We start from the raw sequence: 12,410 nt of genomic DNA, 5'->3' as shown, positions 1-12,410 counted from the left end.
TTGTGCCGAGCTGGATTGCTGCGCTTTGCTCGCAATGACGATCACCCGCGTGTTCAGACGGCGGGCAGCGCCGCCAGCTTTTCCTCGGCCAGGCGATCGAGCTCCGCGCGACTCTTCTTTTCCGCCGCCGATTTGAGCTGGCCGCAGGCCGCCATGATGTCGCGGCCGCGCGGGCGGCGGATGGGGGCGCTGATGCCCGCCTCGAAGATGATGTCGGAGAAGCGCTCGACCCGCTCGTCGGTCGAGCATTCATAGGGTGCGCCGGGCCAGGGATTGAACGGGATGAGATTGACCTTGGCCGGAAGCTTGTATTTGCGGATCAGGCGGACCAGCTCGCGCGCATCCTCGTCGCTGTCGTTCTTGTCCTTCAGCATCACATATTCGAAGGTGATGCGGCGGGCGTTGTTGGCGCCGGGATAAGCCGCGCAGGCCTCCAGCAGCTCCTCGATGCCATATTTGCGATTGAGGGGCACGATCTCGTCGCGGACTTCCTTGGTCACGGCATGGAGCGAGACGGCGAGATTGACGCCGATCTCCTCGCCCGCCTTGGCCATCATCGGCACGACGCCCGAGGTCGAAAGGGTGATCCGGCGGCGCGACAAGCCAAGGCCGTCGCCGTCCATCACGATCTTCAGCGCGTCGCGGACATTGTCGAAATTGTAGAGCGGCTCGCCCATGCCCATCATGACGATGTTGGAAAGCATGCGCCCCTCCGGCTGGGACGGCCATTCGCCGAGCGCATCGCGGGCCAGCATCACCTGGCCGACGATCTCGCCGGCGGTGAGATTGCGAACCAGCCGCATCGTGCCGGTGTGGCAGAAGCGGCAATTGAGGGTGCAGCCGACCTGGCTGGAGACGCAGAGCGTGCCCCGATCCGCATCCGGGATGAACACCATCTCGAAGTCATGGCCGTCACCGGCCTTGAGCAGCCATTTGCGAGTGCCGTCGGTCGAGACCTGCTGCACGACGACGTCCGGCCGCCCGATCCGGAAGCGCTCGGCGAACCACGCCCGCTGCGGCTTGGCGATGTCGCTCATCGCTTCGAAGCCGGTGGCGCCGCGATTGTAGATCTGGTGCCAGAGCTGCTTGGCGCGAAGCTTCGCCTGGCGCGCATCCAGCCCCGCTTCCTCCAGCGCCGCCCGAATCGCTTCCCTCGACAGGCCGACGAGGTCAGTGCGCGGGTCGTCGCCCACGGCGGGAGCGCGCGGCACGGGAACAGGGTCGATAAGACCCGGAATGGGCATGGCAGCTGTCATGAGAGGCGCCATGTAGTGACGAATGTGGCTTTTTTCTAGCGCTAGCGCGCGCAGGCGATGGCGGCGGCATCGATCGCGGTGGCGGCGCCCCTCAGCAGATAATAGTCGCGAACCCTGGCCCCGCTGGCCGATCGCGTCTCGACGGTCATGTCGACGCCGGTGCGCATCGCCGCGACGATCTCTGCATCGACGCGTCGATCCGGCGCCCAGGCGTTGTTGCCGCCGCCGATCAGCTGCCAGGTGCGGTCGTCGATCTTCAGCAGCACGGCCGATCCCTCCCGCTTCTGCCGGCTGAGGCGGACATGAAGCTGCCCGCGGGCGCCGCGATCCGGCCAGTAGCCGACCGAGGCGAACGGCTTCCACTCCAGTGGCCGTAGCGAACGTTCCGGCTCCGCGATCGCAAAGCAGCGGCCGGGTTCCTCGAACGCGCCCCACTGAAAAAATGCGCCGAGCGACTGGCGCTGGGCCGCGGCCGGAGCGGCAAGATTCAGCAACAAAAGGAGGATGATCGCGCCCCGCATCGCGCCTCCACAGTTCAACGGTCTGTGGCGCGATGGCAACAGAAAATCGCGTTTATCTTGGGTTAATGAAACTTACCGGAGCCGCGTTCGCTGGGCTCGCCGTTCCCCAATGAGGGCACGTAACGAATGGAGTTTAGGTATGCGTAGTTATGTTATCGCCGCCCTGCTGGCCGGCAGCGTCGCGTTTCCGGCGATGGCCCAACCCACGTCGCCCTTCACGGGCCCGCGGGTCGAAGGCCTGATCGGCTATGACTCCCTGCGCTCCGGCGAACGCGAGGACGACGCCGACACGGCCACCGACCAAGGCGACGAAACGATCGACGGCGTCGGCTTCGGCGTCGGCGTCGGCTACGACTATGACGTCGGCGGCGTGATCCTGGGCGTCGAGGGCGAGTTCATGGAATCGTCCGGCGAGCAGGATTCGGACGAGAGCATCGACGGCTTCACCCGCAGCATCGAGACGGGACGCGACCTTTATGTCGGCGGCCGTGTTGGCATGCAGGTGGCACCGAGCACGATGATCTACGCCAAGGGCGGCTACACCAACCTCGCCGTCGAGGCGAATTACGAGGGCGTCGACAATACTGTCGAGTTCGATGACAATGCCGACGGCTTCCGCGTCGGCGCGGGCGTCGAGCAGCTGTTCGGCCCCAATGCCTATGGCAAGCTCGAATATCGCTATTCGAACTACAACAATATCGAGCACAACATCGAGGGCGCCACCGACGTCACCCGGAACATCGACCTCGACCGTCACCAGGTGGTCGCCGGCGTCGGCTTCCGCTTCTGACCCGCGCAGCGGAGTCATCCGGTGTCTCGTGGAGAAGGGCCGTAGCCTGACAAATGAGATCCCAGCCTTTGCTGGCATGACGAGACTAGGGTCGGGCGGCGACGACGTCCGGCCCTTCTTTTTTCCGTCACTACCCTCTGGCGGGCGTCGCCACGCTCGTTATAACCGGCGGACTAAACCGGAAAATGCGGCAGGGGTCAGTAATGAAGGCGACGATCGAACGGGCTACGCTTCTCAAGAGCCTGGGGCACGTCCAGTCTGTGGTGGAGCGCAGGAACACCATCCCGATTCTGTCCAACGTGCTGATCGAAGCCACCGAAGACGGCACGATCCGCCTGATGGCGACCGACCTCGACCTGCAGGTGAACGAGACCGTCGAGGCCAACGTCACCCAGCCCGGCGCGACCACCGTCTCCGCCCACACGCTTTTCGACATCGCCCGCAAGCTTCCCGAAGGCAGCCAGGTCGAGCTGAGCGCCGCCGAGGGCAAGATGCAGATCAATGCCGGCCGCGCCCGCTTCAACCTCGCCACCTTGCCCCGCGACGATTTTCCGGTGATCGCCGAGGGCGACCTTCCGACCAAGTTCGAGCTTCCCGCAGCGACGCTCCGCCAGATCATCGACAAAACCCGCTTCGCCATCTCGACCGAAGAGACGCGCTACTATCTGAACGGCATCTTCCTCCACGTCTCGGATGAGGCGCAGCCGGTGCTGAAGGCGGCCGCCACCGATGGCCACCGCCTCGCCCGCGTGACGGTGCCGCGCCCGGCCGGCGCCGAGGGCATGCCGGACGTCATCATCCCGAGGAAGTGCGTCGGCGAGCTCCGCAAGCTGCTCGACGAGCTCGACGGCACGGTCGAAATCTCGCTTTCCGAATCGAAGGTCCGCTTCGGCCTCGGCAGCGCGATCCTGACCTCCAAGCTGATCGACGGCACCTTCCCCGACTACAGCCGCGTCATCCCGACGGCGAACGACAAGCTGCTGAAGATCGATCCGCGCTCCTTCGAGGAGGGCGTCGACCGCGTCGCCACCATCGCCAGCGAGAAGACCCGAGCGGTGAAGATGGCGCTCGACCGCGACCGCGTGACCCTATCGGTCACCAGCCCCGAGCAGGGCACCGCCGCCGAAGAAGTGCCCGGCGACTATGCCAACGAAGCGCTCGAGATCGGCTTCAACGCCCGCTATCTGCTCGACATCCTCGGCCAGATCGAAGGCGACACCGTCGAGGTCCATCTCGCCGACGCCGCCGCCCCGACCCTCTTGCGCGAGAATGACAAGGCGCCGGCGCTCTACGTGCTGATGCCGATGCGGGTCTGATGATCTGCCGGCTGTGGCGAGGCTGGACGAGTCCGGCAAACGCCGCAGCCTATGAGCGGATCGTCCGCGGCGAAGTCATCCCCGGCATCGAGGCGCGGCGCATCCCGGGCTTCCGCCATATCGACCTGATGCGCCGCGATGCCGGCGACGAAGTCGAGTTCCAGACCCTGATGTGGTTCGACAGCATCGCCGACGTGTCCGACTTCATGGGCGAGGATTACACCGTCAGCCACGTCCCCGCCGCGGCAAGGGCGGTGCTCTCCCGCTTCGATGCGCATGCCGTCCATTATGAAGTGCTAGACCGGCGGGAGCAGCCAGGGTGAACGCGTGACCAGACCGGGCCGGTCGACCGGTGGCGAGGCTTCCCTTGCCGAGGAGGTTGCCGCCGCGCAGCCTTGCGAATGGCGGGTGGGAAAACAACGCATCGTCCACGGGGACAGCGTCGACCTGCTCGCCCGCCTGCCCGCCGCGTCGATCGACGTCATCGTAACCTCGCCGCCCTACAATATCGGCGTCGCCTACAACAGCTATGACGACCAGCGGCCGCGTGCGGACTATCTCGCCTGGCTTGCTCGTATCGCTGGGGAGCTGGCCCGCGTGCTGGCGCCCAGCGGCTCCTTTTTCCTCAATGTCGGCGGCACCAACTCGGATCCCTGGATCGCGATGGACGTGGCGGGCGCCTTTCGCGACAGCTTCGTGCTCCAGAATCATATCGTCTGGGTGAAGTCGGTCAGCATCGGCGAGGACACCGTCGGCCACTTCAAGCCGATCACCAGCCGCCGCTATCTCAACAACAATCACGAGGCCGTATTCCATTTCACGAAGACCGGCGCGGTCGAGGTGGACCGGCTCGCCGTCGGCGTACCCTACAAGGACAAGACCAACATCTCGCGCTGGAAACATGGTTCCCCCGTTCGCTGCGCGGGGAACAGCTGGTTCATCCCCTACCGAACGGTGAAGTCGCGCGCGCAGAAGTTCGATCATCCGGCGGGCTTTCCCGTCGAGCTGCCGGAGCGCTGTATCAAGCTCCACGGGGTCGCCAATGCGACCGTGCTGGACCCGTTCCTCGGCGCCGGCAGCACCCTCGTCGCCGCGGAGAAGCTGGGCTGCACGGGAACCGGCTTCGAGATCGACCCGGCCTATGCCAAGGCGGCCGTCGCTCGCCTGAGAGCCGGGGAGCGCTAGGAACGAGCGCGCGATGACCTGGCGCGAAGCGATCATGCCGGCGGCATTTCCACGACCAGCGGCCGTGGCGGGTTGCGTTCAAGCCGACCTCTTCTATCGTGACGCCCCGATGAAAACCGTGACCGCTGCCGGCGAGCCCGTGGAATTGTTGACGGGTCGACGCCATCACCCCTGCGTCGGCATCCGCGGTGCGGCCAATGGCACGCGGGCGCGTTGATCGTTCGTGATGGAGGGGGCCCAAGAGTATATTGACGCCAACAGCGCGGTCATCGGGCTGATCATCCTCGCGGTGATGTTCGTCGAGTTCCTCCGCGAGCGCTATCCGGTTTCCGTCGTTTCGCTCCTCGGCGCCTGCGCATTCCTGGCCACGGGGCTGCTCGACGCCGACGGGCTGTTCTCGGCCTTTTCCAACAGCGCCCCGATAGCGATCGGAGCGATGCTGATCCTGTCGGGCGCGCTGATGCGCACAGGCGCCATCGAGGCCGTCGCAAACGTCATCGTCGCGCGAGCTGAGAAGCATCCGCGGCTCGCGCTCATCGAGGTGTTCGCAGGGATGCTCGTCGCGTCCCCGTTCATGAACAACACGCCGGTCGTGGTCATCATGATACCGATCATGTTCCGCTTGGCGGACGTCACCGGCATTCCGGCCAAGCGGCTGCTGATGCCGATGTCGATCCTGGCCGTGCTCGGCGGCTGCCTGTCGCTGATCGGCACCTCCACCAACCTGATCGTCGATGGTCTCGCCCAAGAGGCGGGGATGCTGCCGTTCGACATCTTCGAAATCACGCCCTACGGCCTCGCCGGTCTCGCCGCCGGCATCGTGGGCTTGCTCGTGCTGACGCCGCTGCTTCCGAAAGACCTCACCTCCACTGAGAAAAGAAGCGGCGCCGCGGGGGGGCAGCATTATCTGACCGAACTCACCATCCGGGCGGAGAGCCAGCAGATCGGCAAACCCGTCACCAAGCTCCCCCTGTTCAAGCGGGATGCCAAGCTGCTCGGCATCAAGCGCGGCGCCGAGACGATCCGGCGCGATCTCGAGGATCATCATTTGAGGGCGAACGATCGGCTGGTCGTCCGCGCCAGCGCGGTGGAGTTGATGACGCTGCGCAGCAGCCGCGATTTCGATGTCGGGGTGACGGGCACGGCCGGCCCGCCGACCAAGGGCGACAATGTCGTCGAGACCATGGTCGCGCCGTCGCACCCGTGGATCGGGCAGCGGTTGGGCGAGATCCCGTTCCTGCACAAGCTGCGCGTGCGTCTGCTTGGCGTCGCCCGCTACAACCATCTTCCCGGCCCCGACGTCACCAATGTGCGGATCAGGGCGGCCGACCGGCTGCTCGTCGCCGGCGACGAGGTCGAGATCGACCGGCTGCGCGAGAACCAGCATCTGCTGGGCGTCGATATCGCGCCGACCCGGGCCTTCCGTCGCGACAAGGCGCCGATCGCGGTCGCGGCTCTTGCCGTCGCGGTCACGCTCGCCGCGCTTGATGTCATGTCCATTGCCGTGGCCGCCATTCTCGCCGTCGCGGCCATTCTGGTCACGCGCTGCATCGATGCCGAGGAGGCGTGGAGCGCGATCGACGGCGACGTCCTGATCCTGATCGTCGCCATGCTGGCCGTCGGCTTCGGGCTGGAGGAAGCGGGCAGCGTCGCCCTCATGATCACGTGGCTGACGCCCCTGCTTATCGACGCCTCGCCGGCCTTGCTGGTCTTCCTCGTCTACGGTTTCACCGTCCTCCTGTCGGAGCTACTCAGCAACAATGCCGTCGCGGCGATATTGACGCCTATCGTGATCGGCCTCTCCCGAGACCTCGGCATCGATCCCCGCCCCCTGGTGCTCGCCTTGATGATCGGGGCGTCGGCATGCTTCGCCACCCCGATCGGCTATCAGACCAACGCCCTCGTTTACGCGGCCGGCGAATATCGCTTCGCCGACTTCGTCAGGATCGGGGTGCCGATGAACATCATCGTCGGCGTGGCAGTCTGCACCGCCATCCTCTTCCTCTACTGACTCACGCTGCCGGAGCGGGTAATCGTGCCTCCCATGACGGTCACCGCCAAGAGACTCCGGGTGCGCGGCCGCGTCCAGGGCGTGTTCTATCGAGGCTGGACGGTGGAGCGGGCGCGCTCGCTCGGCCTCAGCGGCTGGGTCCGCAATCGCCGCGACGGCAGCGTCGAGATACTCGCCTCCGGCCCTAGCGAGGCGATTGAGACGCTGATCGAGCAGTGCCGCCAAGGGCCGTCAGCGGCGCAGGTCACCGACGTCGATGTGCAGGAGACGGGAGAGCCCGCGCCCGACGGATTTCAGCAGCGCCCGACCGAATAAGAAACTAGCGGCGGCGGCCGATCAGCGTTCCCTTGGTGCCGCTCTTGACCAAATCGAAGTCGAAATCCGGCCAGAGCTTGCGCCAGCGGCGGGCGACGACCCGCTCGCCGGGACGCGCACCGTCGTCGAGCATGACGACGCCGCCCGGCGTGATCCGGCCGAACAGGGTCGCCGCCGCGCCGCGGGTGAAGGGATGTATGGTCCAGGGCGGACCATCGATCAGCATGAAGTCGATCGCGTCGGGCAGCGGCTCATGATCGTACCACATTCCCGGCCAGCCGCCCGGCGACGGCACTAGCGGCACGGCGCGAAGATCGGCGGAAAGGCCGTGCTCGGCGAGCCAGTCGCCGGTCGCCTCGACGAACTCCTTATGCTGGTCGAAGGCGATGTGCGTGCCGCCGCCGGCCATCTGCAGCGCCCGCGCGACGATGAGGGTCGAGGCGCCGGCGCCGAATTCCACCACCACCTTGGGGCGACGGTCGAGAATATGATCGGCCACCAGATGGAGCAGCCCGACATCGGCTTTCCAACTGCCCAGGTGCGGCAGCGCGTCGGCGGGAAGGTCCAGCTTTTCGAGCAGCGCGCGTTTGCGTTCCTGGCTGCCGCCGTACAGGCTTTTCAGCAGCCAGGGCGTGTTGATCGGCCCGAACGCGAATAGGGTAGCCCATTCGCGGATGGTCCGCTCATGCTTTGCCCACTCTGTGCCAGCCTGCGCGCGCGGAAGGATTCCGGTCGTCTCTCTCGAGGTCACTGTCTCTTCCGCACCTGTGGTTTATCAATCGGCGAACGGATCGCGCACCAGGATGGTGTCCTCGCGCTCCGGACTGGTGGAAACCAAAGCGACGGGACACTGGATCAGTTCCTCGACCCGCCGGATGTATTTGACGGCCTGGGCCGGAAGCTGCGCCCAGCTGCGCGCGCCAGCGGTCGACTGGGACCAGCCTTCGACGCTCTCGTAGATCGGCTCCACCGCCGCCTGGTCCCCGGCATGGGCGGGGAAATGGTCGAGCGTTCGGCCGTCGAGGCGATATCCGGTGCAGATCTTGATCTCGTCCAGCCCGTCGAGGACGTCGAGCTTGGTGAGGGCGATGCCGGTGACGCCGGAAACCGCCATCGACTGGCGCACCAGCACCGCATCGAACCAGCCGCAGCGGCGGCGACGACCGGTGACGGTGCCGAATTCACGGCCGCGCTCGCCGAGACGCTGGCCGATCTCATCCTCGAGTTCGGTCGGGAACGGCCCGGAGCCGACGCGGGTGGTGTAGGCCTTGACGATGCCGAGCACGAAGCCGGCCGCAGACGGCCCGAGCCCGGTTCCCCCCGCCGCCGTCCCCGCGATGGTGTTGGAGGAGGTGACGAACGGGTAGGTGCCGTGGTCGACGTCGAGCAGGACGCCCTGTGCGCCTTCGAACAGGATACGTTTGCCGCGCGCGCGCGCATCGTTGAGCGTCAGCCAGACAGGCCTGGCAAATTGCAGGACGAACTCGGCGATCTCGCCCAGGTCCGCCTCCAGCCGCGCCCGGTCGATCGGCCCTTCGCCGAAGCCGGCGCGGAGCGCGTCGTGATGGGCGCAGAGCCGGTCGATCTGCGGTCCCAGATCGCCGAGATGAGCAAGGTCGCAGACGCGGATGGCGCGGCGGCCGACCTTGTCCTCATAGGCAGGCCCGATGCCGCGCCGGGTCGTGCCGATCTTGCCCTGGCCACTCGCATCCTCGCGCAGCGCATCGAGATCGCGGTGGAAGGGCAGGATGAGCGGGCAATTGTCGGCGATCTGCAGTGTCTCGGGCGTGACTGAGACGCCTTGGGCGGTGAGCTTCTCGACTTCGGTCTTGAGCGCCCAGGGATCGAGCACCACGCCATTGCCGATCACCGACAATGTGCCGCGGACGATGCCCGACGGCAGGAGCGACAGCTTATAGGTCTCGTTGCCGACCACCAGCGTGTGGCCGGCATTATGCCCGCCCTGAAAGCGGGCAACGACATCGGCCCGGCTCGCCAGCCAGTCCACGATCTTGCCCTTGCCCTCGTCGCCCCACTGGCCGCCGATAACGGTTACGTTCGCCAAAGCTCTTCCCCGGAAAATGACCCGCCGGCTCTAGGAGGAGTCGCTTGCCGCGTCCAGCCGTGCCTTAGAAGCGCAGCGGCTTCACTTCACGAACACCGGGCAGCGCCTTGATCCGTTCGAGCAGACCGCGATCGACATGGTGGTCCACGGAAAGCAGCAGCACGGCCTCCCCGCCGGCGGACCGACGGCCGAGTTGGAAGGTGCCGATATTGATGGCCGCTTCGCCCAAGGTGCTGCCGAGCCGGCCGATGAAGCCGGGGGCATCGTCGTTCGCGATGTAGATCATCTCGCCGAAAAGCTCGGTCTCGATGCCCATCCCGAGCATCTCGACGAGGCGGGGCTTGGCGTTGCCGAACAAGGTACCCGCCACCGATTTCGGCCCGTCGGGCGTGTTCGCGGTGACGCGGACCAGCGTGTGATAGTCGCCCTCGCGGTCGTGACGCACCTCGCGCACATCGAGCCCGCGCGCCTTCGCGAGGAAGGGCGCGTTCACCATGTTCACCGTGTCCGAATAGACCCGCATCAGCCCGGCCAGCACGGCGCCTGTGATCGGCTTCGGGTTGAGATCCGCGGCCGCGCCTTCGACCTCGATGGCCACATTGGTGATGTGCCGCCCCACAAGCTGGCCGATCAGCGAACCCAGCTGCTGCGCCAGCTCCATATAGGGTTTCAGCTTCGGCGCCTCCTCGGCCGACAGCGAGGGCATATTGAGCGCGTTGGTGACGCCGCCGGTCATCAGATAATCCGACATCTGCTCGGCGACCTGAATGGCGACGTTGACCTGGGCCTCGGTGGTCGACGCGCCGAGATGGGGCGTGGCGATGAAGCCCGGCGTGCCGAACAGCGGGTTCGCCTTGGCAGGCTCCTCCACGAACACGTCGAGCGCGGCGCCCGCGACATGCCCGCTCTCCAGCGCCTCTTTCAGCGCCACCTCGTCGATGAGGCCGCCGCGGGCGCAGTTGACGATCCGCACCCCCTTCTTCGTTCTGGCCAGATTTTCCCGCGAGAGGACGTTGCGCGTCTGGTCGGTGAGCGGGGTGTGAAGGGTAATGAAGTCGGCGCGGGCGAGGAGATCGGCTAGCGCCACCTTCTCCACCCCGAGGTCGATCGCCCGCTCCGGCGTCAGGAAGGGATCATAGGCGATCACACGCATCCTGAGGCCCAGCGCGCGTTCGGCGACGATCGAGCCGATATTGCCGGCACCGATCAGGCCGAGCGTCTTGCCGGTGAGCTCGACGCCCATGAAGCGGTTCTTCTCCCACTTGCCCGACTGGGTGGAGACGTCGGCCTGCGGCAATTCCCGGGCGACGGCGAACATCAGGGCGATGGCATGCTCGGCCGTCGTGATCGAGTTGCCGAACGGCGTATTCATCACCACCACGCCCTTGGCCGACGCGGCCGGAATATCGACATTGTCGACGCCGATGCCGGCTCGGCCGACGACCTTCAAGTTCGTCGCGGCCTCGAGCAGCTCCTTCGTCACCTTGGTGGCCGAGCGGATGGCCAGGCCGTCATAGTCGCCGATGATGGCCTTCAGCTCGTCCTTTGACAGGCCGGGCTTCTCATCGACTTCGATGCCGTTGGCGCGAAAGATTTCGGCGGCCTTGGGATCCATGGAATCCGAGATCAGAACTTTGGGCATTTTTGATTTCCTTGTTCCCCGGCGAACGCCGGGGTCCAGTCTGGGCACAGGTTTTCGCCGGTGAACTTAAGCCGTCCGGGCTTCCTCGAAGGCCCAGTCGAGCCAGGGGCCGAGAGCCTCGATGTCGTCAGTCTCCACCGTCGCTCCGCACCAGATGCGGATGCCCGGTGGGGCATCGCGATAGCTGGCGATGTCGTAGGCCGCGCCTTCTGCCTCCAGCAGGGCGGACATGCTTTTCACCAGCGCATTCTGCCCCTCCTCGTCGAGGCCGCGAACGGCGGAGTCGGCGAATTTGAGGCAAACGCCGGTGTTGGTCCGGATCGCGGGATCGGCAACGAGATGCTCGACCCAGGGCGTCGCTTCGACCCAGGCGTCGACCGCTGCGGCGTTCGCATCGGCGCGGGCGATGAGCGCGCTGAGCCCCCCCAGGCCCTGCGCCCATTCGAGCGAATGGATGTAGTCCTCCACCGCCAGCATCGAGGGTGTGTTGATCGTCTCGCCCTTGAAGATGCCTTCGATCAGCTTGCCGCCTTTCGTCAGGCGGAAGATTTTCGGCAGCGCCCGGTCCGGCGTGTAGCTTTCGAGCCGCTCGACCGCGCGGGGGCCGAGGATGAGCATGCCGTGCGCGCCTTCGCCGCCCAGCACCTTTTGCCAGCTGTAGGTGGCGACATCGAGCTTGTCCCAGGGCAGCTCCATGGCGAAGCAGGCCGAGGTCGCGTCGCAAATGGTCAGACCCTCGCGCTCGCCGCTGATCCAGTCGCCGTTCGGAACGCGCGCGCCGGAGGTGGTGCCGTTCCAGGTAAATACGATATCGGTCGCGGGGTCGACCGCAGACAGGTCCGGCAAGGCGCCGTAATCCGCCTTCATCACGGTCGCGTCGAGCTTCAGCTGCTTCACCGCATCGGTGACCCAGCCTTCGCCGAAGCTCTCCCAGGCGAGCATCGTCACCGGCCGGGCGCCGAGCATCGTCCACATCGCCATTTCAACGGCGCCGGTATCGGATCCGGGCACTATCCCGATGCGGTGCGTCGCCGGCACGCGCAGCACCTTCCTCGTCAGCTCGATGGCATAGGCGAGCCGCGCCTTACCCAGCTTCGACCGGTGCGAACGGCCAAGCGATCCCAATGCGAGATGTTCGGGGCCCCAGCCCGGCGGCTTGGCGCAGGGACCGGAAGAAAAAAAGGGGCGCGCCGGGCGCACCTCTGGCTTATGATTCGTCACGTTTCAGTCTCTCCTTCCAGAGAGCGCGCGCCGCGTTGGGACGGCGTGGCCCGCCAGCGGCCTTAAAGGAGGCGGCGGGCCTGTCAAC

The 12,410-nt window shown here is 66.1% G+C and carries 12 protein-coding genes and 1 pseudogene; 7 read left to right on the top strand and 6 right to left on the bottom strand.

The window, feature by feature from the left end:
• Positions 1-53 precede the first annotated feature (53 nt).
• Positions 54-1,256, bottom strand: coding sequence for a dual-specificity RNA methyltransferase RlmN (gene rlmN / locus DF286_RS07935; RefSeq protein ID WP_243444766.1), 1,203 nt, complete (start codon positions 1,254-1,256; stop codon positions 54-56).
• 41 nt (positions 1,257-1,297) lie between these two features.
• Positions 1,298-1,777, bottom strand: coding sequence for a hypothetical protein (locus DF286_RS07930; protein WP_109270938.1), 480 nt, complete (start codon positions 1,775-1,777; stop codon positions 1,298-1,300).
• A 139-nt stretch (positions 1,778-1,916) separates the two neighbouring features.
• Between DF286_RS07930 and DF286_RS07925 the strand changes: the two genes are divergently transcribed.
• The 7 genes and pseudogenes from DF286_RS07925 (at position 1,917) to DF286_RS07895 (ending at position 7,394) form a co-directional block, all read left to right on the top strand.
• A complete protein-coding gene (locus tag DF286_RS07925; RefSeq protein ID WP_109270937.1) occupies positions 1,917-2,567 on the top strand; it encodes an outer membrane protein in 651 nt (216 codons plus the stop codon).
• A 203-nt stretch (positions 2,568-2,770) separates the two neighbouring features.
• The gene (gene dnaN, locus DF286_RS07920) at positions 2,771-3,883 is read left to right on the top strand and encodes a DNA polymerase III subunit beta (RefSeq protein ID WP_109270936.1); all 1,113 of its coding nucleotides are present in this window, start codon (positions 2,771-2,773) and stop codon (positions 3,881-3,883) included.
• Entirely contained in the window at positions 3,883-4,206 is a 324-nt protein-coding gene (locus tag DF286_RS07915; RefSeq protein ID WP_109270935.1) for an antibiotic biosynthesis monooxygenase, read from the top strand. Before dnaN ends, DF286_RS07915 begins: the two co-directional genes overlap by 1 nt.
• A gap of 4 nt (positions 4,207-4,210) precedes the next feature.
• On the top strand, positions 4,211-5,068 hold the full coding sequence (locus DF286_RS07910; RefSeq protein ID WP_109270934.1) for a DNA-methyltransferase: 858 nt from the start codon (positions 4,211-4,213) through the stop codon (positions 5,066-5,068).
• 68 nt (positions 5,069-5,136) lie between these two features.
• Positions 5,137-5,261: pseudogene (locus DF286_RS07905) on the top strand (chorismate synthase); the annotation flags it as partial.
• A 33-nt stretch (positions 5,262-5,294) separates the two neighbouring features.
• On the top strand, positions 5,295-7,079 hold the full coding sequence (locus tag DF286_RS07900; RefSeq protein ID WP_109270932.1) for an SLC13 family permease: 1,785 nt from the start codon (positions 5,295-5,297) through the stop codon (positions 7,077-7,079).
• A gap of 33 nt (positions 7,080-7,112) precedes the next feature.
• Complete coding sequence (locus tag DF286_RS07895; protein ID WP_109270931.1) at positions 7,113-7,394, top strand: acylphosphatase; 282 nt, start codon at positions 7,113-7,115, stop codon at positions 7,392-7,394.
• 4 nt (positions 7,395-7,398) lie between these two features.
• On the opposite strand, the gene DF286_RS07890 is transcribed toward DF286_RS07895, so the two are convergent.
• The 4 genes from DF286_RS07890 to DF286_RS07875 form a co-directional block, all read right to left on the bottom strand.
• Positions 7,399-8,145, bottom strand: a complete 747-nt coding sequence (locus tag DF286_RS07890) for a class I SAM-dependent methyltransferase (protein ID WP_109270930.1) — start codon at positions 8,143-8,145, stop codon at positions 7,399-7,401.
• 24 nt (positions 8,146-8,169) lie between these two features.
• A complete protein-coding gene (locus DF286_RS07885) occupies positions 8,170-9,459 on the bottom strand; it encodes an adenylosuccinate synthase (protein WP_109270929.1) in 1,290 nt (429 codons plus the stop codon).
• A 64-nt stretch (positions 9,460-9,523) separates the two neighbouring features.
• Complete coding sequence (gene serA, locus DF286_RS07880; protein WP_109270928.1) at positions 9,524-11,101, bottom strand: phosphoglycerate dehydrogenase; 1,578 nt, start codon at positions 11,099-11,101, stop codon at positions 9,524-9,526.
• A gap of 66 nt (positions 11,102-11,167) precedes the next feature.
• Positions 11,168-12,322, bottom strand: coding sequence for a phosphoserine transaminase (locus DF286_RS07875; RefSeq protein ID WP_109270927.1), 1,155 nt, complete (start codon positions 12,320-12,322; stop codon positions 11,168-11,170).
• Positions 12,323-12,410 lie beyond the last annotated feature (88 nt).

The organism is Sphingosinicella humi (assembly GCF_003129465.1).
Classification (GTDB): domain Bacteria; phylum Pseudomonadota; class Alphaproteobacteria; order Sphingomonadales; family Sphingomonadaceae; genus Allosphingosinicella; species Allosphingosinicella humi.
The sequence above is the reverse complement of the archived record's forward strand: the minus strand, read 5'-3'. Positions and strand labels throughout refer to the sequence as shown.